At 60.9% G+C, this 22,885-nt stretch carries 19 protein-coding genes; all 19 read left to right on the forward strand.

The genetic code is table 11. The features are described 5' to 3' along the window. Window positions 1–99: 99 nt before the first annotated feature. The 19 genes from MOV76_RS01155 (at window position 100) to MOV76_RS01245 (ending at window position 22,835) form a co-directional block, all read left to right on the forward strand. Complete coding sequence (locus tag MOV76_RS01155; RefSeq protein ID WP_247263602.1) at window positions 100–1,749, forward strand: ABC transporter substrate-binding protein; 1,650 nt, start codon at window positions 100–102, stop codon at window positions 1,747–1,749. Window positions 1,750–1,786: 37 nt separating this feature from the next. Beyond that, the gene (locus MOV76_RS01160) at window positions 1,787–2,797 is read left to right on the forward strand and encodes an ABC transporter permease (RefSeq protein WP_018516840.1); all 1,011 of its coding nucleotides are present in this window, start codon (window positions 1,787–1,789) and stop codon (window positions 2,795–2,797) included. Then, a complete protein-coding gene (locus tag MOV76_RS01165) occupies window positions 2,794–3,642 on the forward strand; it encodes an ABC transporter permease (RefSeq protein WP_018444660.1) in 849 nt (282 codons plus the stop codon). Before MOV76_RS01160 ends, MOV76_RS01165 begins: the two co-directional genes overlap by 4 nt. Continuing rightward, window positions 3,621–5,351, forward strand: a complete 1,731-nt coding sequence (locus tag MOV76_RS01170; RefSeq protein WP_018444659.1) for an ABC transporter ATP-binding protein — start codon at window positions 3,621–3,623, stop codon at window positions 5,349–5,351. Before MOV76_RS01165 ends, MOV76_RS01170 begins: the two co-directional genes overlap by 22 nt. After that, complete coding sequence (locus MOV76_RS01175) at window positions 5,348–6,430, forward strand: LLM class flavin-dependent oxidoreductase (protein ID WP_018516843.1); 1,083 nt, start codon at window positions 5,348–5,350, stop codon at window positions 6,428–6,430. Before MOV76_RS01170 ends, MOV76_RS01175 begins: the two co-directional genes overlap by 4 nt. A gap of 202 nt (window positions 6,431–6,632) precedes the next feature. After that, on the forward strand, window positions 6,633–7,739 hold the full coding sequence (locus MOV76_RS01180) for an LLM class flavin-dependent oxidoreductase (protein ID WP_018245534.1): 1,107 nt from the start codon (window positions 6,633–6,635) through the stop codon (window positions 7,737–7,739). Between the two features lie 118 nt (window positions 7,740–7,857). After that, on the forward strand, window positions 7,858–9,039 hold the full coding sequence (locus tag MOV76_RS01185; RefSeq protein WP_112906789.1) for an acyl-CoA dehydrogenase family protein: 1,182 nt from the start codon (window positions 7,858–7,860) through the stop codon (window positions 9,037–9,039). A gap of 72 nt (window positions 9,040–9,111) precedes the next feature. Further along, the gene (gene msuE / locus MOV76_RS01190; protein ID WP_112906788.1) at window positions 9,112–9,672 is read left to right on the forward strand and encodes an FMN reductase; all 561 of its coding nucleotides are present in this window, start codon (window positions 9,112–9,114) and stop codon (window positions 9,670–9,672) included. 16 nt (window positions 9,673–9,688) lie between these two features. Continuing rightward, window positions 9,689–10,693 carry a C-terminal binding protein gene (locus MOV76_RS01195; protein WP_112906787.1) on the forward strand — a complete coding sequence of 335 codons (1,005 nt, stop codon included), beginning with the start codon at window positions 9,689–9,691 and terminating at the stop codon, window positions 10,691–10,693. A gap of 698 nt (window positions 10,694–11,391) precedes the next feature. Then, window positions 11,392–12,630: a phosphoglycerate dehydrogenase gene (gene serA, locus MOV76_RS01200; RefSeq protein WP_112906786.1), complete on the forward strand. Its 1,239-nt coding sequence runs from the start codon at window positions 11,392–11,394 to the stop codon at window positions 12,628–12,630. A gap of 629 nt (window positions 12,631–13,259) precedes the next feature. Further along, complete coding sequence (locus MOV76_RS01205; protein WP_052215266.1) at window positions 13,260–14,546, forward strand: GGDEF domain-containing protein; 1,287 nt, start codon at window positions 13,260–13,262, stop codon at window positions 14,544–14,546. Window positions 14,547–14,724: 178 nt separating this feature from the next. Then, window positions 14,725–15,468, forward strand: a complete 744-nt coding sequence (locus MOV76_RS01210) for a FadR/GntR family transcriptional regulator (RefSeq protein ID WP_026230402.1) — start codon at window positions 14,725–14,727, stop codon at window positions 15,466–15,468. Further along, a complete protein-coding gene (locus tag MOV76_RS01215) occupies window positions 15,452–17,050 on the forward strand; it encodes an ABC transporter substrate-binding protein (protein WP_247263603.1) in 1,599 nt (532 codons plus the stop codon). The genes MOV76_RS01210 and MOV76_RS01215 overlap by 17 nt, the downstream gene beginning before the upstream one ends. Window positions 17,051–17,120: 70 nt before the next feature. Next, window positions 17,121–18,080 carry an ABC transporter permease gene (locus MOV76_RS01220; protein ID WP_210069256.1) on the forward strand — a complete coding sequence of 320 codons (960 nt, stop codon included), beginning with the start codon at window positions 17,121–17,123 and terminating at the stop codon, window positions 18,078–18,080. 1 nt (window position 18,081) lies between these two features. Then, window positions 18,082–18,960: an ABC transporter permease gene (locus MOV76_RS01225; protein ID WP_168278741.1), complete on the forward strand. Its 879-nt coding sequence runs from the start codon at window positions 18,082–18,084 to the stop codon at window positions 18,958–18,960. An 18-nt stretch (window positions 18,961–18,978) separates the two neighbouring features. Continuing rightward, complete coding sequence (locus MOV76_RS01230) at window positions 18,979–19,896, forward strand: dihydrodipicolinate synthase family protein (protein ID WP_018516881.1); 918 nt, start codon at window positions 18,979–18,981, stop codon at window positions 19,894–19,896. Between the two features lie 8 nt (window positions 19,897–19,904). Then, the gene (locus tag MOV76_RS01235) at window positions 19,905–20,921 is read left to right on the forward strand and encodes an ABC transporter ATP-binding protein (RefSeq protein WP_018245518.1); all 1,017 of its coding nucleotides are present in this window, start codon (window positions 19,905–19,907) and stop codon (window positions 20,919–20,921) included. Then, window positions 20,922–21,875, forward strand: coding sequence for an ABC transporter ATP-binding protein (locus MOV76_RS01240; protein ID WP_247263604.1), 954 nt, complete (start codon window positions 20,922–20,924; stop codon window positions 21,873–21,875). A 24-nt stretch (window positions 21,876–21,899) separates the two neighbouring features. Continuing rightward, a complete protein-coding gene (locus MOV76_RS01245) occupies window positions 21,900–22,835 on the forward strand; it encodes a dihydrodipicolinate synthase family protein (protein WP_018245516.1) in 936 nt (311 codons plus the stop codon). The last annotated feature ends 50 nt before the right edge of the window (window positions 22,836–22,885 follow it).

Consider the following 22,885-nt stretch of genomic DNA (forward strand, 5'->3'; position numbering starts at 1 on the left):
TAAAATTAGTAGAAAAAGAACAACTGGTCTTTCTCCCTCCTGTTGCCCTGCTTAGGCTATGCGTCGTGATCTACTTGGCAAACAATACAGGACCGCATTATGATCGAACGCTCTTCCCCGTTCTCCCTTTCCCGGCGTCTGCTGATCGCCACCTCTGCGTTGGCAATCGCCGCCTTGGTGGTAACGGCTGAGTTCAATCCGGCTCTGAGTGCCGATAGCCCACACAACGGCGGTGACATCACCTTCCTGATTGACTCGCTGGGTGATACCTGGATCCCGAACAACAGCGCCATTTCCAGCTTCCAGGGCCACATCTGGGGCCATGTGACCGATAAGCTCCTTTACGTCGATGCTGACGGCAAGGTCAGCCCCTGGATCGCCGAACGCTGGGAGCAGAACGACAAGGCCACCGAGTTCACCCTGCACCTGAAGAGCGGCGTCACTTTCTCCGACGGCACGGCGCTCGATGCGTCGGCCGTCGTCGCCAACCTCGACATCTGGTACGCCGGCCGCAAGAGCGAAGGCATCAACCCGATTGGTCTCTTCCCGAAGACCTACGACCACGCCGAGGCGGTGAACGCGACCACAGTGAAGGTCTTCTTCAAGGCGCCGACGCTCGGTTTCATCCCGACCCTCGGCTATCACGGCTCGATCCTCATTTCCCCGAAGACCCTCGCTCAGCCCGCCGCCCAGCAGGCCGACCTCAGTAAGACCTCCGGCAGCGGCCCCTACGTGGTCGACTCCTGGAAGGAGGGCGACTTCGTCAAGCTGGTCAAGCGCAAGGACTACAACTGGGGGCCCGCGGCAGTCGGTCATACCGGTCCGGCCTATCTCGACACGATCACCTACAAGCTGGTGTCCGAGCCCTCGCTGCGCGTGGCCGCTGTCCAGTCCGGCCAGGCCGACGTAGCCTACAACGCCTCGCCGCAGGAGCTGGAGTCTTTGAAGGCAGAGGGATTCACCACCGCGACACCGCGCTACCTCGGCTTCGTGAACGGTTGGGCAATCAACACCAAGCTTGCACCATATGACGACGTGAAAGTCCGCCAGGCCCTGCAGGCCGGCATCAACCGCCAGGAGATCATCGACACCGTCTACACACCCGACTGGAAGCTCGCGACGTCCTTCATCCAGAGCAACGTGCCGGGAGCGACCGATCAAAGCGCGCTTTTGGCCTACAACCCCGACAAGGCCGAGAAGCTTCTCGACGAGGCGGGTTGGGTCAAGGGCGCAGACGGCATCCGCACCAAGAACGGCCAGCCGCTCGTGCTGACGCTGCATTCCAACCCCTACCTCGCAACCTCGAAATCGGTCGACGAACTCATCGCCCAGCAACTCGGCAAGATCGGCTGGAAAGTCGCTATCCGTGCCTACGATGTCGTCACCTTCGGCCAAAAGGTCAAATACGGCGGTCCGGCAGTGCCGGCCTATGAGGTGACGCGCAGCTTCATCGACGCCGGCACCGTCGCCAGTATCCTGACGAACGCCAACAACGGCGAGAACTGGTTCGCCCTCGACGAGAGCGACAAGACGCTCAACGAACTCCGCGACAAGATCGCCAGCGCCGGTTCCATCGAAGGCCGCAAGCCGCTCCTCGACGAACTGCAGAAGTACATTCTCGATCAGGGCTACTTCATCCCGCGCACGCAAATCGTCCAGCGGATCTACGTCCAATCCCCGAAGCTCAAGGGCGAAGTCTATAACGGCGTCGCCTATGCCAGCTACTACACGGCGGCGAAAAGCGAATAACCCGCAATTCAACCGAGCAACGTAAGAAGGTGACGGCATGAGCAAAGCCTACCTAAACTACGCCGCAAAACGCCTCGTACAGGCGATCGTCGTGATCCTATTGGCCTATGTCTTCACCTTCGTCGTCGTCAGCATCCTGCCCGGCGACCCGATCACCAATGTCCTGAACAACCCCCAGAATGGGTTCACACCGGATGAGATCAAGGAGATCATCGCTGCCCAGGGCCTGGATAAGCCGATCCCGGTCCAGTTGTGGACATCCTTTTCCGGCTTCGTGACCGGCGATCTCGGCCTGTCGATGCGGACCAACCGGCCCGTCACGACGCTGATCGCCGAGGTGCTCCCATCGACGTTGGTCCTTGCTTCTGCAGGCCTCGTCGTCGCGCTGCTGCTCGCGGCGGTGATCGCCTATGGCACGCAGTTTCTTCCAAAACACTTTGGCCAAGGCTTGCTGCGGGGCTTCCCGTCATTGTTCCTGTCGGTGCCCAACTTCGTGATCGGCCTGGTGCTGATCCACCTCTTCGGTTTCCAGCTCGGCGTCTTCCGCGTGATCGAGCCCGACAGCTTCTGGGCGACCCTTTTCGCGGCCATCGCGCTCGGCATCCCCATCTCCGCGCAAATCGCCGAAGTGCTCATCGCCAATCTCGATCATGAGTCCGGGCAGGAATACGCTGCCGTCGCGCGGGGCCGCGGCCTCGGGCAAATGCGCCTGTTCGCCAAGCACCTGCTCAAGCCGTCTTCGCTGCCGGTCATTACCGTCATTGCGCTTACCATCGGCGAACTGCTCGGCGGCTCGCTGATCACCGAGACGGTATTCGGACGCACCGGTCTCGGCAGCCTGGTACAGCGGTCGGTGAGCACTCAGGACCTGCCGGTGCTTCAGGCGGTCGTCTCTCTGGCAGCGGTGGTCTTCGTGGTCGTCAACCTGATCGCCGATCTTGCCTACCCGCTGCTCGACCCGCGCGTGAAGCTGCTTGGCACTCCCCAGCGTCGTCCAACTACAGCCGACGAAGGTTCCGTCGGCATTTCCAAGGTGGTGACCTCATGACCCTCGCCTCCACCTACTCTACCTCGCGCATCACCGCGATCGGGTGGCTGACGGCTCTGCGCGTGCCGCCAGTCGTCGCGCTCTCTTTCGCTATCGTCGCGCTGGCGATCGCCTGGTCGCTCGCCCCGAACCTGTTCACGAGCTATGACCCGGTCAACGGCGTTCCCGCTCAAAAGCTGCTGGGCCCCAGTGCGGCGCACTGGTTCGGCACCGATCACCTCGGCCGCGACCTTTATACCCGTGTCGTCTATGGCACATCTTCCTCGGTCGCCAGCGCGCTGATCGCCGTCGTCATCGGCGTTTTCGCCGGTGGCTTCATCGGCCTGCTGGCCGGCTTCTTCGGCGGGTGGGTGGATACCCTGTTTGCCCGCCTGGTCGACGTGCTGCTTGCAATTCCAAAATTCCTGCTGGCCGTCATCGTCGTCACCGCGATCGGCTTCGACACCACGAACGCCGCCATCGCAACCGGCGTCTCGGCGGTGGCCCTCTTCGCCCGGGTGATGCGCTCGGAGGTCATCAAGACCCGGCAAGCGACATTCGTCGAATCTTCCTTTCTACTGGGTGGATCGCGCTGGCACATCCTTTGGCGCCACGTGCTGCCGAACGCCTCGCGCTCGGTGCTGCCGCTTGCGGTGCTGCAGTTCGGCGACTCGATCCTGGTGATCGCCAGTCTCGCTTTTCTCGGCTACGGCGACCCTCCACCGGCCTCCGACTGGGGCCTGCTGATCTCGATCGGCAAGGACTACCTCAAATGGCCGTGGCTGGTTTACGCTCCCGCATTCGTCACGATCGCAACCGTCCTCTCCGTGAACAGGATCAGCCGATGGCTTCGCAAGACAGACTGACTGAGCTTTTCGCCCGTACTGACGTCACCGGGTCGGCGCTCCGGCGATCGTCCCCCCTGCTCCGGATCGACGGGCTGTCGGTTTCCTACGGACCGCAGCAAGTCGTCAGTGACGTTGGCTTTGAACTCGGCCGCGGTAAGAGCCTCGCCCTCATCGGAGAGTCGGGCTCGGGCAAGTCGACCATCGCTCGCGCGGTGTTGCGACTGCTCGCCACTGGTGGACGCGCTAACGGCCGCGTCGAGTTCGACGGCCAGGAGGTATTGGGCCTCTCGGAGCGTCGTTTCCGGCCCTTGCGGGGACGTGCGATCGGGTTTGTCCCGCAGGACCCCGGCAACTCGCTCAACCCGGTGCGGACGATCGGCGCCCAGGCGATGGAGGCGGCAGCACTCGTCGACGAGCCCAATAAGGCAATCCGCAAGGCGCTCATCCTGGAGACCTTCGCCCAGGTCGGCCTCGACAACCCCCAGCGGGTCTATGACTCTTACCCGCACCAGCTGTCCGGCGGCATGCTGCAGCGCGTGCTGATCGGCCTTGCTGTCCTCCCCCGGCCGTTGCTGCTGGTCGCAGACGAGCCGACGTCAGCGCTCGACGTCACGATCCAGAAGCGCATCCTCGACTTGCTTTCCAAGTTGCAGCACGAACTGGATATCAGCCTGCTCCTCATCACCCACGATCTGGCGATCGCCGCCGAGCGGGCGGACTCTCTGGTGGTGCTCAAGGACGGCATCGTCCAGGAAGCCGGCAGCACTACGGCTGTCTTCTCCGCGCCCGCTTCGGCATACGCTAGGAAGTTGCATGCCGACGTCCCAGCCCTCAACCCCGATCGTTACCGTAAGCTACGAGACCCCGCCTTCCGTCTCCTCGGGACCAAGACCGACAAGGCACCGAAGATCGAGGTTAGCGGCGTCACGAAGACTTTCACGGTCGACGGCAAGGTTCTGACGGCCGTCAACGACGTGTCGTTTGCCGTCCAGGCTGGCACCACACACGCGCTGGTCGGCGAATCCGGTTCGGGCAAGACGACGGCAATCCGGCTGCTGCTTGGGCTCGAACAACCCGACATCGGGAACATTGCGGTCGCCGGCGAGCAGCTCAACGGTCGCTCGCCCGAGTCGCTGCGCGCGGTATGGCGCCACCTGCAGCTCGTCTACCAGAACCCGTTCACGTCGCTGGACCCGACCTGGAAAGTCGAGCAGCTCGTACGAGAACCGCTCGACCGGTTCAAGATCGGAACCCGCGAGGAGCGCTCCGCGCGGGTCCGCGAAGCGCTGGCCAACGTCGGGCTCGGCGAGCACCTGCTCTTGCGTAAGCCGGAAGCCTTGTCAGGTGGACAGCGCCAGCGCGTGGCCATCGCTCGGTCTCTGGTCCTCAAGCCTGATGTGATCGTGCTCGACGAGCCGACTTCCGCGCTCGACGTCAGCGTTCAGGCCGACATCGTCGAGGTGCTGCTTTCGCTACAAGCCAGGCTTGGCCTGACCTATGTATTCGTCTCCCACGATCTGGCTCTGGTGCGCCAACTCGCGCACACCGTCTCGGTGATGCAGCGCGGGCGCATCGTCGAACATGGGAGCGTCACCGACATCTTCGGAAACCCCCAGCAGCCCTATACGCGGTCGCTGCTGGAATCGATCCCATCGGGCGGCGCTGGTATCGCCCGTGCACCACACCCGCAACCTCGGCGGATCTTCAACGAGGAAAAGATCGCATGACCATCGCTGCGCCTGTAAATCCTCAGCCCGCGTCGTTCCGACCAAAGCAGCGGCTTGGCTTCAACACCCGGGTATCGTTCAATGACGAGGCCGGACCGGCGCAAGGTCTGCGCGACGGGATCGAACTATTCAAGGAAGCCGAGCGGCTGGGTTACCAGTCGGGATGGGCCTATCAGCGACACTTCGACCATTACCTCTCCTCGCCGCTTCCGTTCTTTGCCGCGGCCGGTCAGCACACCAAGCGCATCAACCTGGGATCGGCGGTCATCCCAATGCGCTATCAGGACCCGATCCTGCTCGCCGAAGCGGCCGGTACGACAGACTTGCTCATCGATGGCCGGCTGGAGCTGGCCATCTCGACTGGTGCCAACGCGGCCTTCGACGCTGTGTTCGGTGCAGTCGACACCGACGCTCGCACGGAAGCGAAACGGCGCCAGGCGCGCTTCCTCTCAGCGATCGCAGGCGAAGTCCTCCATACGGTCGTTTCGCCGGGCCAGGGTGCACCGCAAGGCGCCGAATTGCGCGTAACGCCGCATAGCCCGACCCTGCGCTCGCGCATTCGACAAGGGTCAGCCAGCCTGAACTCGGCGGTGCAGGCGGCCGAGCTCGGGATCGGGCTTATCTCGGGAACCGTGCAGCACGACCATGCCGAGGGCGAGACTTTCGGGCAGTATCAGGCTCGCATTATCGAGGCGTTCCGCGCCACCTGGCGCACGACCTGGGGAACGGAGCCGCCATCGGTCGCAGTCGCCGCCTCCATCCTGGTCGGGACCACCGCCGAACTTCGAGAGAAATATGCTGCCTATGACCTCGAGCGTCGCACCATCGGAATTGCCGCGTCGCGTCCCAAAGGTGCCCTCGCGCCCGCCAGCCAACCAGCCGGCGCTCAGATTTCACCTGTCTTCCAAGGCACGCCCGATCAAGTGATTGAGGCAGTGCTCAACGACCCGGGCCTCGCAGCCGCAGACGAGGTCGTGCTCTTCCTGCCTCCCGCCTTCGGCCTCGCCGAGAATATACGGTTGCTGACCGATCTGGCCGAGACAGTCGCTCCAGGACTTGGCTGGTCACCTGCCTCGTAACCCATGCACAGGCTACACGGCTCGATGCCAGGACAGTTGAAGACATCAAGTGTCAACGCCATGGCCGGGAGCGGGTCCTACTCCATCCGCCGCGATAGCGAATATTTTCTATAAAATCGATAGAAAGAGAATGACCTGTCTTCCTCGCGGCGCTGCCGCGCCTTAACGTCAATGCAATGGTCTGCAACCTGAAGGAGCTCACATGTCCGCGGAATTCATTAGCGTAAGCTTTCCCAACGCGTCGAACGACCTCAACCCCATTCCCGACGCGCCTGTGGATCCTCGTTTCCTGGAGCGGTACGCACGCGCCCTCGATGACTATGGTTTCAACTACACGCTGATCCCCTACTCCTCCGCCTCCTTCGATCCCTTCACGCTCGGCGCCACGGTCCTGGCACACACGAAGCACATCAAGATCATCGTCGCCTTGCGCCCGAACACCGTCTATCCGACGGTCGCAGCCAAATCGCTTGCAACCCTCGATCAATTGAGCGGCGGGCGTGTTGTCGTTCACTTCATTGCAGGCGGCAGCGACGAAGAGCAGGCCCGCGAAGGCGACTTCCTCAACAAAGAGGAGCGCTACGAGCGCCAGGAAGAATATATCCGGATCCTTCGTCTGGCCTGGACGTCCAAGGAACCCTTCGACTTCGATGGGAAATACTACCAGTTCAAGCAATTCCGCAGCGCGGTGCGCCCAACCAGTGGCGTGATCCCGATTTCGGTCGGTGGTTCGTCGGATGCCGCGTATCGCATCGGGGGTTCGCTGGGCGACATTTTCGGGCTCTGGGGCGAGCCGCTTGCAGAAACAAAGCAGCAGATCGAACGGATCTACGCGGAAGCGGCAAGGGCAGGCCGGACGGATCGCCCTCGCATATGGGTTACCTTCCGGCCGATCGTGGCGGAAACTGACGAGTTGGCATGGGAAAAGGCGCATAGAGTTCTCGACCAGCTGAACGAAAACCGCCAGAAAGGCTTGGCCCGTGCGCCGCTCAATGCTGCACGCCCGGCCAATGTCGGCTCGCAGCGGCTTCTGGACATCGCAGCACGCGGCGATGTCCATGACCGCGCTCTATGGTATCCGACGGTGACCGCGACCAATGCTGGCGGCGCCACCACTGCGCTTGTCGGTTCGCCGCGCACCATTGCAGATTCCATCCTCGACTACATCGATCTCGGCTGCGATCTGATCTCGATCCGCGGCTATGACAATTACAATGATGCGGTCGACTACGGCCGCTACATCCTGCCGCTCGTGCGTGAAGGCATTCGCGAACGGGAAGAGGCGAACAAGAAGAAGAGTGCTGCGTGATGCGTGCAGTCTGGCCCGAGCGCCGGACTGCACGTCCCCTTTTTCTCAACGCAGCCGGATCTGCTCGTCCTTTGCCTAGGGATAGGACTGCCTTAACAGCCAGAAAGCGTCGACCCGCATGTCCCATGATACAATCGTTCCAGATGAAACCGTGCGCGTTATCGCGGACGCCGCACCGGATGCGGATCGAACCGGTCAATTTCCCTGGATCGGTATCCGGGCCGTTCATCAGAGCGGTCTCCTAGAGAGCACCGTTGCGACCCGCTATGGCGGTCAAGGCGCGACGCTCGCTGATGCGGCCCACATTCTGGCGGCGTTGGGGCGGGGTGATCCCTCGGTAGCGCTGATCAGCGCCATGACGATCTTCAATCATCTCGGCCAAGCCGCAAAGAACCATTGGCCTGATGATCTGTACCGGCGCCTGCTGGCAGAGGCTAAGCAGAGACCGCTATTGCTCAACGCCGCACGCGTCGAGCCGGAACTGGGGTCTCCGGCCCGCGGCGGCCTGCCCGCGACTGTCGCCCGCCGCACGGCAAGCGGCTGGTCGATCACCGGTCGCAAGCGCTTCGTGACCGGCGCATACGGTCTGACGCATTTCCTTGTCTGGGCGCATACCGACGAAACGCCCGCGCGCGTCGGAACGTTCGTCGTGCCGAATGGATTGCCCGGCATCCACGTGATCGAGAACTGGAACAGCCTGGGCATGCGCGCCACAGGTTCGCACGACGTCGAATATACCGACGTCGAGATCCCAACGGAAAACGTGTTGGAACTCGTTGATCCGTCGGTGGCTCAGCAGGACAATCGCGCCCATGCGGCGATCACGCTGGCGCTGACCGCGATCTATCTCGGCGCGGCTGAGGCTGCCCAGGCTGCCTTCATCCGCTTCGCCCATGAGCGCGTGCCCGCCAATCTGGGCCATCCCATCGCCCGCACGGAGCGGTTCGTGACGCTCTCAGGTGAGATCGACCTGCTTGTCTCCGGCGCCCGGCAGATCATTTTCGGCGCGCTCGAAGCCAACCATGGCGACGCGGAAAAGATGATAAGGGCTAGGCTGATCGCAGGCCGGCAACTGCGCGAAGCCGTGCAGATCGCGGTACGTGGCATCGGCAATCCGGGTCTTAGTGCCGACCTGGGACTTGAACGACATTTCAGGGATATCCAATCCGTGCTCGTCCACGCGCCGCAGGAAGATACTTCTATTTCGATATTGGGCCGCGCTGCCTTTGATCGATGGAATAGAGAGGAAAGTGTCCGCTCGAGCTATCCGGCTGGGCTGACGGTCCTCAAAACAGCATAGCAACAGAGCGCCTCGTCCGGTGGCCTCCCTCCTCCCTCGCATGATCGAGGCGAATTCGCGAAAGGAATTTAGATGAGCAACGATCTGATCGTCGGCTTTTCGGGCAATCTCTCCCGCCCGTCCAGCACCAGGCGCTTCGTGGAGAGCGTCACGGAATCGCTAGCGAAGCAGGCCGGCCTGCAGCACGCCGTCTTCGACATCGAAGACCTCGGTATCTCACTGGCGGCCGCAAGATCGGTCGCGGACCTCGATCCGGCAGCAAGGGCGGTGATCCAAACAATCATCGACGCAGAAGCGCTCGTCATCGGTTCGCCAACCTACAAGGGGAGCTACACGGGCCTGTTCAAGCACGTCTTCGATCTACTCGATCCGGCAGACTTGCGCGGCAAACCCGTCATCCTGACGGCAACCGGCGGGGGCGATCGACACTCCCTCGTTGTCGAGCATCAACTTCGCCCGCTATTTGCTTTTTTCGAGGCTTTTGTGCTGCCGACGGCAATCTATGCCTCGAGCCGCGATTTCACTGATGGCATTCCGTCAACGGCTATTCTCGGTCGGGTAAACCAGGCGCTGGCAGAGGCCTCCGTCTTAGTGAAGGCCCGTTCGACGGCAGACGCAATTGCCGCGGAATAATTAGTCGACTGGCAAAATGACAGCACAAAAGAAATATGTCGTCGGCATCACCGATCACATGTTCGTCACCCCTGATCTCGAGGCCGAGGTGCTCGGTGACGATGTCGAGATCGATTTCTTCGCCACCACTGACGAAACGCTTTTCTCCCCCGAGCGCTTGGCTCGGCTTGATGCCCTGATGGTCTGGGGCGCACGGCTCGGGCCGAAAAGTATCGCCCATCTTTCACGCTGCAGGGGCGTCGTGCGTTATGGTGTCGGCTACGAGAAGATCGATCTTTCGGCTCTGGCTGATGCAGGCATCCCGTTCGCCAACAATCCCGATTACGGCACGGAGGAAGTCGCCGACCATGCGCTCGCGATGATGCTGTCGCTGCACCGGCGACTCTGGGAGCATGATGCCCGCGCCCGTGGCTATACGACAGGATGGCAGGTCCATAGCCTCAAGCCACTTGCCCGCTCGAACCGGACCACGGTGGGCGTGATAGGTGTCGGACGGATTGGGACGGCTGTGGTCAACCGGCTGAAGCCCTTCGGCTTCCGCATCCTGGGCTATGATCCCGGCCAGCCGCGCGGCCATGAGAAGGCGGTCGGCTATGAACGCACCGACCGGCTAGATGACCTCTTCGCCCAGGCGGATATCGTCACCCTGCATTGCCCGGCAAACGACGAGACGCGCGGTATTCTTGGCGCGGATGGACTTTCCCGGCTGAAGCCCGGAGCCATCCTGGTCAATACCGCGCGCGGAGAATTGCTCGACGATCTCGATGCCCTCGAAGCCTCACTGCGACATGGCCATCTCGCGGCGGCGGCAATCGACACACTGGCGCAGGAACCGCCGCGCGATCATCCGCTGCTGACAGCATGGCGCGATAGGAGTGACTGGCTTGAGGGGCGGCTGGTGATAACGCCGCACAATGCCTTCTACTCCGATCATGCAGCCATCGAGATGCGCCACAACGCAGCGCAGACCATCAAGATCCTGCTCGAGGAGGGCCGACTGCGAAATCAGATCACGGCGTGAGCGGCGGTCATTCGGAAACGAGACGTCAAGTCGAGCGCTTGCTATCCCGCTCTGATCGGAAGGCAAATCACGTGTAGGTCTACCGACTGAAAGGTGATCGCCTTGACTGGAATCGAACCGCTGACTTCTCAGACTTTTGCGACAGAGAGCCTTGCATCTTCACCCCATCCTTCGGTCAAATCCGACGGCCATCCTGGAAACACCCCGACCATCCGCTTAGACGGTGGGCCCGCCTTCGAAAAACGGTCCCTGTGCCGCAGTCGCGGGAGATCATTCTGGCCGGCTGCTCAATGACCTCGTCAATCAATTGGCTTGAGAATAATCATCGAAGACGGCCCCATTTGCCAACCTTCTTTCGATTGCAAGTGCTCGGTAGCAGATGCTGAAGGCGGCTCTTCAGATGGAGAGCTCATACTCGCGGCTTGCGGACCAAAGACGAGCCGGCCTTGATGATGAAAGATGTGCAGATCATTGTAGAGAAATAGCAACCGCTGTTTTTTTGACAGCCCGCCGTTCGCTCGTCATGACTGTCGGCATATGCTGAATTGCGGCAACGGAGCCTTATGCCTGCCGACAGAGCTGAGTTTGTTATTGCGCTGCTCATCGGATGGTCGCTAAGTCATGCTGCCATAGCAGTGCGTCTTTGTGTCGGACGAGCTACTTCGGCCAGATAGAATTCGAGACTCCAAGGCAATTCAATGACCGAACAACTTTCTCTTCCTCGCGATCGAATTTCCGTGCTTCTGATGGAAGGGATCAGTCAGAGCGCGGTGGACTACTTCGCTTTATCCGGCTACGTCAACCTGACCCATTTGCCGAAGGCTCTGGATGACAAAGATCTCAAAAGTCATATAGCCGAGGCCCATATTGTCGGAATTCGTTCACGCACGCAGCTGACTGAGGAGATTTTCAGCTCCGCCAAGAAGCTGATGGCCGTCGGTTGTTTCTCTGTGGGGACAAATCAGGTCGACCTGGATGCGGCCCGTCGACGCGGGATCCCGGTATTCAACGCCCCTTATTCGAATACGCGCTCGGTCGCCGAGCTTGTGATCGGCGAGATCATAATGCTGACCAGGCGGATTTTCCCGCGTTCGGCTTCCGCTCATGACGGCGGATGGGACAAAACCGCCGAAGGTAGTCGTGAGGTGCGCGGGAAAACGCTGGGCATCGTGGGCTATGGCAATATCGGTTCGCAGCTAAGCGTTCTTGCCGAAAGCATGGGTATGAACGTTCGCTATTTTGATCCTTCGGACAAGCTTCGCCACGGCAATTCAGAATCGATGGCAACGCTTGGCGAGCTCCTCGAAATCTCAGATTTTGTGACGATGCATGTTCCAGAGACCAGCTCGACGCAAAACATGATAACCGAAACTGAACTGCGCAGGATGAAAAAGGGAGCCATTTTCATCAATAATGCCCGCGGAACCGTGGTGGATCTTGAAGCGCTCGCGAAGGTTTTGAAAGAAGGACATCTCGCAGGCGCGGCTGTGGACGTATTCCCGAGGGAACCGGCATCAAACAAAGAGCGTTTTGAAACACCGCTGCAAGGTTTGGATAATGTCATTCTGACCCCGCATATTGGAGGGTCGACCGAAGAAGCCCAGGAGCGTATTGGAAGAGAAGTCTCGAGGAAGCTTGTCGAATATTCGGACATCGGCTCGACGCTAGGCGCTGTCAACTTTCCCCAGGTTCAACTGCCGCCACGTCCAAACGGCACGCGTTTCATCCATGTTCATGAAAATCGCCCTGGCATTCTCAACAATCTGAATACGGTTTTTTCGTCTCGTGGACTTAATATTGTGGGCGAGTTCCTGCAGACGCACGGCGAAACGGGTTACGTGGTTATTGAAGTCGAAGGCGTTGGCCAAACTGCAAATGATATACTTGATGCACTCCGCCAGATTCAAGGAACAATACGGGCTCGATTGGTTTACTGACGCCGGTGGGAATGCCTTTTCCAGCGTGCTCGCCAGGCTCAGGACCCATTGTGCCGTGCCCCGTTAAACATTGTGCAGCAGCCGTAGCCATCGCGTTGAAAGGGTTCGAACCGTCGACCCGTAGATTATTATTGGATGTTCACGCGGTTGGGGGCAAAGGATCATTGCCTTCGCTAAGGATCGCGACGCGAGTATGGGTTTCGGCGGCTATTTAAGCAAGCGTGGCTTTATTTGAATAAGGAGAAAGCTAAGGTAAGCGCTCTTAAGTAAGCTTCGCCACGTTCGACCGCCTTGTACGGATGTGAACCAACAACCCGCCTATTTCCAGAACCTCAGTTTCTCGAAGATGCAAATATCGCCTTTCGTCGGATTTCAGCGGGCATCCTCCTCAATCTCGCTTCGGGCGAGCTTTGATCATTGGATGGCCTACCTCATCGAGGATGATTGGGGTCTTGAAAGGAGTCGAACCGTGAATTCGGCCCGGCACGCGTGAGACTTTGACCCGATATGACACGTTAACGACATACTGTCGTCCCCTGGTACAAAATCATTAGGGCAAGCATATCGTCTTTTGGGGCGGAATTTGCGGCTCGTCTTGCCTCCCGTCGTCTGCTCCCTAGATCCGACACATGGATACCGAGCGAACCACAGCTCCTATCAAACCGGTAAGGGCGTCGTCGCGGAAACCTCTCCAGAGGTTGAGCCCGGCCATTGTGGAGCAAGTCGAGCGCCTGCTCGGTGGACGCACGCGTGATATCCGCTTCAATGGGGAACTGGCTCAGCTTTTTCGCGAACGCTCCTGGCCGCGGACTGCCAAGATCATCCGCGCGTGGATGGTTTGGGTTATCGTGCTCGATGTTCTGACGTTGGGCCTCAACGCGATCTTGCTTCCGACCGAAACCGCAATGTCGATGCTTTGGCCAGCGTCTATCCTTCCCCCCGCAGCTCTTGTCGCCGCGATAGCCTTCCTGCGGCCGCACGCTTTGTGGGTGCAGGGAGTTTTCCTGCTTTCGGCTGTTTTTCTCATCCTCCTGTCCGTAGCCTTGGTGGGGGTTAACACCGGTGGCGAGTTTTACGAGCGGCATTTGACCATCATGCTTTTTGTGGCCGTCACTGCCATAATCATATTCCCCGTTCCACTCGGTTGGGCGATGACGATCGGTGCAGCTGCCCTCGGTATTTACCTTGTGTTTCAGCTGCGCAATCCGGGCATTGAAGTGGGGAGTGCTCTCGCCGGTACGCTGTTTTTCGCGAGCGGTGTGGCTGCAACCGTCGTTGCCCGACGCACCGCCACCATCTTTGCTCAGAAGACCTTCTTGCTTGAGTTACGAGATCGAAGCCGCCTCGCGGAGCTTACTGACGCCAATTCCCAGCTGGAGTTGCTGGCGCGGACCGATCCGCTGACCGGTGTCGCCAACCGGCGTTCGATGATGGAAACGCTCCATCATTTCTGGAACGAGGACCTTAAACGAACGAGCAGCGCGGCGATGCTGATGTGCGATGTCGATGACTTCAAGCGCCTCAACGATAATCGCGGGCATGCCGAGGGCGACCGTTGCCTGGTGAAAGTTGCCGGCATCATTCAGAGCAGTATGAGAGACGAGCGGGACCAGGTCGCCCGGTACGGAGGCGAAGAATTTCTCGTCTTTCTCCCAGGCGCCGATGAACAAGAGGCCCGGCTGGTTGCTGAGAGAATTCGAAGCCGAGTAGAAGCTGCGTCTCTTCCAAATCCTACCTCCCGCGTCGGTCCCTGGGTCACTGTCAGCATCGGAATAGCGATATTGATGGAAAACAGTGAATTCGTGTCCGCAGAGCACATGCAGCGACAGGCGGATGCGGCGCTCTACCTTGCCAAAAGGACCGGCCGCAACTGCGTGGTGGTCCATGCTGCAGAGGTCGGTCAAGCCTCCGGCTGAGGTCGTTCCAGGAAAACTGCGCTGTTTGCATCTTGTCGTTCTGGCCCCCAGGAACGACCGCCTCAACCAGATGCGAGCGGGGTTCGGTGTCAATCATTTTAAGCCTGACCATTTGACAGATATCCTACAAGTGGATATGTAATATCCATCTTATTGGCGATGCGAGAGAGTGGCCGGCATGACATTGAAATCGATGAAGCCGCTGACGCGCGCGCCGCTGCTGCATGTCTCCGTGCAGGAAAGTCTGCGCGCCTATATCGACGACAATGGCCTTGCGCCCGGAACCCTGCTTCCGGCGGAAGGAGAGCTTGCCACCCAGCTCGGCGTCAGCCGCAATTCGCTGAGGGAAGGCATCAAGGCGTTGGAATCGCTCGGCGTGCTGGAGACGCGGCGCGGCGTCGGTATCTTCGTGAAGGCCTTTTCCTTCGAGCCGCTTCTCGACAACCTCGCCTACGGCCTCGGCGGCGCCCTGCGACAGATCGAGGAAGTCCTCGAAATCCGACGCACGCTGGAAGTGGGATTGATCAGCAAGACGATCGACGTGATCGGGGAAGAGGACATCGCCGAACTGCGCGCCACCGTCAATCGAATGCGCGCCCATGCCGAACGCGGTGAAACCTTTGCGGAAGACGACCAGCTGTTCCACCGACTGCTGTTCCGCTGCCAGGACAATGAAACGCTCGTGCGGCTGATCGATGTCTTCTGGCTCGCCTTCTACAAGGCATCGGATTTCGTCAATCTTGAAAATACGGATCCGATGGCGACGTGGCGCGACCATGCCGCGATCGTCGATGCGATCGAGGCAAGGGATCTGGAGGAGGCGCGCAGACGCCTGGATCGTCACTACGAGGGCATCGCCCGGGTGATTGCCAACAACAAGACAAGTTCAAACGTGGGAGGAACACATGAAAAGACTGTCTAGATTATCCGCTATTGCGCTTGGCGCCCTGCTGTCGACGGCTGCCGTTCCGGCTCTTGTCGTTTCGGGCGTTGCAACCCAGGCTCAGGCAGCCACGCTGTCGGGCGGCTTCGATGTCGGCCCCGGCGGTTTCCAGGGCAACTTCAATCCGCTTGCCGCCACCGCCGGCTTCACCTGGCTCAGCGTCTACTACGAACCGCTGATCACCTATGACGAGAAGCTGCAGAAGGTCGTCGGCGCGCTGGCAAGCTCCTACGAGGTCAGCCCGGACCAGATGAGCTACACGTTCAAGCTGGCGGACGCCAAGTGGCATGACGGCAAACCGTTCACCGCCAATGACGCGAAGTTCACCATGACCCTTGCGATGGATGCGAAAACCGGCTCGGTACTCGCCGCCCGATTGAAGGGCATATCGTCCGTCGAGACGCCGGACGATCACACTGTTGTCATCAAGCTCAGCGCACCGAGCAGCAGTTTTCTCGATACGATGACCAAGGTGATGATGCTGCCCGAGCATGCGCTCGCCTCGATTCCGGCCGACCAACTGGCAAAGAACACGTGGTGGTCCACCGCGCCGATCGGCACCGGCCCGTTCAAATTCACCAAATACGTCTCGGATCAATATGTCGAACTTGCCGCAAACACCGATTATCGCGGTGGCAAGCCCGCACTGGAACGCGTCATCGATCGCTATTTCGCCAACCCGGCCGCGGCGATCGCGGCACTGAGATCCGGCGAAATCCAGTTCACCTATGTCGATTCCAACGACGTGCCGACCTTCAAGGACAACAAGGACTTCAAGGTCATCGAAGGCAACTCTTTCGTCGTCAACTATCTCGGCTTCAACCACGATTCTCCGCTCTGGAAGGATGTGCGCGTGCGCCAGGCGGTGATGTACGCGATCAATCGCGATGCCATCATCCAGAGCCTCTATGGCGGTGCGGCCAAGCCTGCCAATTGCGCCTATGTCGCCGAACAGCTGATACCGCCTGATATCGACACCTATGCCTACGATCCCGAGAAGGCCAAGCAGTTGCTGACTGAAGCCGGCTGGGACCAGATCAACGGCGGCAAGCCGATCACGCTTCTGACCTATTACACCACGCCGCTTGCCACCAACGTGCTTGCGGCAGTCCAGGCGATGCTGGCCCAGGTCGGCATCAACATCGTCCCGCGCGCCGTCGATGCGCCGACTTATAACAGCATCGTGCTCAATGCGACGCCGGATATTGCCCAGTTCCAGCTGGTTTACGCCGGGCTGCAGAACGGGCCGGATGCCGGAAGCATCAATGTCGGCCTCAACGAGAAGCAGATTCCTCCGGCCGGACCGAATGTCGCCAGGGTTCGCATGCCTGACCTCACCAAGGCGCTCGACAGCGCGCTGGCCGAGCCGGACAGTGCCAAGCGGGATGTGGCCTACCAGGACGTCTGCAAGGTGATGAACACGAACCTGCCCTGGGCGACGCTCTGGGTGGCAAACCGCTACGGCATCGTCTCGACCAAGGTGAAGGATTTCGTCTGGACGCCGGCGCCGGGCGGCGGCCCCTACCAGGCCAACCCGCAGAAGTGGTCGATCGCCGAATAGGCGTTTTCCGAAAAGCCTTGAGGGTGGCCTCGGCCACCCTGTCAAGACGGCCTGACAAGACGGATTGCCGATGCTCCAATATAGTCTGAGACGCCTGGTGATAGGAATAGGCATGCTCGTCGCCCTGAGCATGCTGATCTTCCTGCTGCTGCGCCTGACGCCCGGCGATCCGATCGATGCCTATATCGATCCGAACCTACCGATGTCGCCGTCAGATCTTGCCGATCTGCGTAGAAGTCTCGGGCTCGATCAACCCTTGCCGGTGCAGTATCTGGGCTGGCTGCAGCAGGCGCTGACGGGCAATCTCGGCTATTCGATCAAGCGTCTCGATCAACCGGTTCTCGGTCTGGTGCTGTCACGGATTGGCCCGACAGTGCTCTTGATGGGCACCGCACTTGCCTTTGCCATCGTCGCAGGCATCACCTTCGGGGTGATCGGCGCCGTCCGCCGCAATTCGCTTGCCGATCTCTCCTTGTCGGTGATTGCGCTTGCCGGCATTTCGAGCCCAGCATTCCTCAGCGCGCTCATCGGCCTTTATGTCTTCTCCGTCCGCCTGCACTGGATGCCGTCCGGCGGCATGCTGACGCCGGGCGAGGAATTCTCGGTGGGCGATCTCCTCCACCATCTGATCCTGCCGGCTGCACTTCTGTCTGTCGCGCAAGCCGCATTGATCATGCGCTACATGCGCGCTTCGCTGCTCGAAGTCCTGAACCAGGATTACGTGCGCACGGCCCGGGCCAAGGGTGTTCGTGAATTCTGGGTCATCAGCAAACATGCCTTGCGCAATGCGCTTCTGCCGATCGTGACGCTGATCGGCTCCACCATCGGGCTTGCAATCGGCGGCGCCATCTTCATCGAGAGCGTCTTCAACTGGCCGGGCATGGGGCTCCTGCTCGTCGATGCCGTGCAGACCCGTGACTACCCCGTCATCATGGGGGCGACGCTCGTCATCGGCACTTGCGTTATCGTCGTCAATCTTCTGACCGACATCACCTATGCGGTCGTCGACCCGCGCATCAAGGTGGGTTGATATGCTGGCACGCTCTCCCGAACGCCGCAGCCCGGGGCCACTTGCCCGCGCCTTCAGTCGGTTTCTGCTCAATCGCGCAGCCGTTGCCGGCGTCTGCATCGCCACGCCAATGCTGCTGTTGATCCTCTCCTATCCGCTGTGGTGGGCTTTCCGGCCGAACGACATCGATCTCCTGGCGATGAATAGCGGCCCGACGCCAACGCACTGGTTCGGAGCCGACGGCGTCGGACGCGACGTCTTCGCCCGCGTGCTCGAAGGTGGCCGGATTTCGCTCCTGGTCGCCGTCGCATCGACCGCGCTTTCTGCAGTCATCGGGTTTCTCTTCGGGGCCATCTCGGCGCTTGCGGGACGTTGGACGGACGCCGTCTCGATGCGCTTCGTCGACCTGGTGATGACCCTGCCGCCCGTCATCTTCCTGCTTGTGCTCGCCTCGATCGCTGGTACCGGCATCTGGCCGACCGTGATCGTCATCTCGCTACTTTCCTGGCCGCTGCTTGCGCGCATGATCCGCTCGCGGCTGCTGGAATTGCGTGAACGCGACTTCGTCCTGGCCGCCCGCGGCATGGGCGCCGGCATCGGACATCTGCTGTTTCGCCACGGCCTGCCGAACTCGATCGATATCCTCGTGGTCTATGCGACGCTGCAGATCGCCAATGCCATCCTGCTCGAGGCCGGCCTGTCCTTCCTCGGTCTCGGCATCGCCCCGCCGGCGGCCAGCTGGGGCAACATGCTGAACGCGGCCCGCTCGACCGCCGTGCTCGAACAATATCCGTGGCAATGGCTCTTCCCCGGCGCCGCGCTCATCCTTGCCGTCCTGGCAATCAATTTCATTGGCGATGGCCTCAGAGATGCCTTCGACCCGCGTGCCGAACTGAACTGACAATCGAAAGAAGCGAAAATGACCAAATTCAAGGGTGTCGTCCCTCCCGTCGTAACCCCGCTCAATCCGGATTTCACCGTCGACTATCCTTCGTATACGCGTGTGCTCGAGCACCTGATCGATGCCGGTTGCCATGGCGTATTCGTCCTCGGCTCGACAAGCGAGGTGATCTTCCATGACGAGAAGACCCGGCGGGAAATCATCGAACATTCGGCCAAGGTAGTGAATGGCCGCGTGCCGTTGATCGTCGGCGTCATCGATCCGACCACGGATCGCGTCATCGCCCACGCAAAGGTTGCAAAGTCCGCCGGTGCCGACGCGGTCGTCGTGACGGCGCCATTTTACACAGTCACCAGCCAGTCCGAGATCCTCGATCACTTCCGTTATATCCGCGACGCGGTGGACATTCCGCTGATCGCCTACGACATTCCCGTTTGCGTTCACGTCAAGCTGCAGCGCCAGACGGTCGTCACGCTTGCTGGGGAAGGCGCGATTATCGGCCTCAAGGATTCCAGCGGCGACGACGGCAACTTCCGCTATGCGCTCCTCGACCTTGCCGAACACAAGGACGTCTTCCTGATGACCGGCTCCGAGATCGTCGTCGACACCGCCTTGTTGATGGGGGCCGACGGCGTTGTCCCCGGTATCGCCAATGTCGATCCGCACGGCTATGTCCGCCTTTGGGATGCTGCGCAGCGCGGCGACTGGGTCGCCGCGAGGAAGGAACAGGAGCGCCTCTGCCGCCTCTTCGAAATCGTTTGGGTCGCGCAGGGCCGCGTCAGCGGCGGCGCAGCGGGGATCGGCGCTTTCAAGACCGCCATGCGTAGCCTCGGCATCATCGATTCTGCCGTCATGCCGCGGCCGCGTGCCAGCCTGAACGAGACGGAAACGGCACGGATCGACGAGATCCTGCGTGCAACCGGCCTGCTGAACTGAGACGACTGATGGAACAAACCGCCGAACCCGTTCTCGACATCAAGGGATTGCGAACGATCTTCCGTACCCGCGGCGGCGAGATCACGGCGGTCAACGATATCGACCTGACCGTTGCCGCCGGCGAGACGCTTGCGCTCGTCGGCGAATCCGGCTCCGGCAAGTCGGTCACCAGCCTGTCGGTCATGCGGTTGCTCACCCGCAATATCGGCGTGATCGCCGCAGGCAGCATCCGCCTCGCGACCAGCGGCGGCGCGGTCAGAGATCTCGTTTCCCTCGACGAAGAGAGCATGCGCAGGATCAGGGGCGACGACATCGGCATGATATTCCAGGAGCCGATGTCGAGCCTCAATCCCGTCTTCACTATCGGCGACCAGATTGGCGAGCCGATTCGCATCCATCGCGGCGCCGACCGCAAGGCGGCGATGGACGCAGCCGTCGCGTTGCTTGAAAGCGTCGGCATACCGGACGCTCGACGCCGTGCCGGCCAATATCCGCACGAACTGTCGGGCGGCATGCGGCAGCGTGCGACGATCGCCATGGCGCTCGCCTGCGATCCGGCGCTGCTGATCGCCGACGAGCCGACCACGGCGCTCGACGTGACGATCCAGGCGCAGATTCTCGACCTGCTTCTCAAACTGCAGCGTGAGCGTGGCATGGCCATGCTCTTCGTCACACACAATCTCGGTGTCGTCGCCGAAATCGCCCACCGCGTTGCGGTGATGTATGCCGGCCGAATCGTCGAAGAAGGGCCGGTCGGCGAGGTTTTCCGCAATCCCAAGCATCCCTACACGATGGGCCTTCTCGCCTCCATGCCGCGCCTTGGCGATGCAGCGCGGATGAAACAGGCCGGCGAAAAGCTCGCCGCCATTCCCGGCATGGTCCCGAGCCTGATGAACATCCCGAGCGGCTGCGCCTTTTCCCCGCGCTGCAAATTCGCGATCGATGCCTGTCGCGTCGCGGTTCCCGCGCTCGAACAGGTCAATTCGCAGCACCGCAGCCGCTGCATCAGATGGAAGGAGATCTAGATGAGGACCCCCCTGCTCTCCGTCCGCGACCTTTCGAAACACTATACTTCCCGTGGCACGCGGCTGAACATTCTCCAGGGCATCTCCTTCGATCTCGGCAAGGGTGAAGTCGTGGGGCTTGTCGGCGAATCCGGCAGCGGAAAGACCACGATCGGGCGTACCGTCCTTCGCCTCGTCGAGCCGTCGTCTGGCAGCGTCCGCTTCGACGGCAAGGAACTCACAGCGCTTTCCGCCTCCGCGCTCAGACGACAACGGCCGCGCATGCAGTATATTTTCCAGGACCCCTTCGCCAGCCTGTCGCCGCGCATGACGATCGGCGAGATCCTGACAGAAGGCCTGAAGATCCAGGGGATCGGCACCGCCCGTGACAGGCTCGAACGGGCGCGGTCGGCACTGGCCCAGGTCGACCTGCCCGCCGACGCGATCAATCGCTACGCGCATGAATTTTCCGGCGGCCAGCGCCAGCGCATCGGGATCGCCCGTGCGTTGACGTTGTCACCCGAATTCATCGTCGCCGACGAGCCGGTTTCGGCGCTCGACGTGTCGATCCAGGCGCAGGTGATCAACCTGCTGCGCGAACTGCAGCAGCGGCTTGGCCTGACCATGCTGTTCATCTCGCATGACCTCGCCGTCGTCGAATATATCTGCGACCGGGTGATCGTGCTCTATCTCGGCCGCATCATGGAAGTCGCGCCGAGTGCCGATCTCTATGCGAGACCACAGCATCCCTATACGCGCGCCCTGCTCTCGGCGATTCCGTCGCCCGATCCGGATGCCCGCCGCAACAGGCAGATCCTGAAAGGCGATATTCCAAGCCCGGCCAATCCGCCGAGCGGATGTGTCTTCCGCACGCGCTGTCCAAGCGCGCTCGATGCCTGCGCCGGTACGATCCCGCAATTGCGGGAAGTCGCTCCCGGCCACCTCAAGGCCTGCATCCGCGACGACCTCAACTGATCCGCCATCCACCGGAGACAATAGATGAACGCGACGACGCCACATCCCGCCATCGGCGGAAACTGGGCGAGCCTGCTTCTACCGATCGCAGCCGATGACAGCATCGAATTCGACAAGCTCGGTGAAGAGATCGATATCCTCATCGATGCCGGCGTCGATGGTATTTATTCGAACGGCACTGCCGGCGAATTCCACAATCAGACGGAGGAGGAGTTCGACAGTATCCAGGCAATGCTGGCCGAACGCTGCAAGGCTTCCTCTATGCCATTCGTCATCGGCGCCTGCCAGCCCGATCCGCTGATCATGCTCAATCGGGTCCGCCGCGCCGCCGCGCTCGATCCCCGCGCCATTCAAGTCATATTGCCGGACTGGTGGCCGCTCAACGATGACGAAGCGGTCGACTTCCTGAAACGAGCAGCCGACGCTGCCGACGGAATTCCGCTCATCCTTTATAATCCGCCGCATGCAAAACGGGTGCTGGCGCCAAAGGCGCTGGGCATGGTCTGCGCGGCGGTGCCTGAGGTGATCGGCATCAAGCTCGCCGACGGCGACGACTCTTGGTATGCGGAGGCACGTGAACGTCTTTCCGGTCTGTCGCTCTTCGTTCCCGGTCATCATCTCGCAACCGGCATCAAACAGGGCGTCGCGGCAGGGTCCTTTTCCAATGTGGCCTGCCTTAGCCCCCGCGGCGCTCAGACCTGGACGGTCTCCATGCGAAACGATATCGACGCCGCACTCGATCTGGAACGACGCGTCTGCGCGTTCATGGACGCGCATATCGTCCCCTTCCGCCACGACCTTGGTTATTCGAACGCCGCTCTCGACAAACTCTTAAGTGCGATCGGCAATTGGGGACCCGTCGGCACCCGTTTGCGGTTTCCCTATCGTTCGATAGACACGGCAGAAGCGGTCAGGTTGCGACCTATCGCACGCTCCGAACTCCCCGATCTTTTCCCCTGAATTTGCCTAAAGAGCGGGCATGGCACGAAACAACCTGCGTTGGCTCGCCT

It is taken from the genome of Rhizobium sp. PRIMUS64 (assembly GCF_023006465.1).
Classification (GTDB): domain Bacteria; phylum Pseudomonadota; class Alphaproteobacteria; order Rhizobiales; family Rhizobiaceae; genus Rhizobium; species Rhizobium leguminosarum.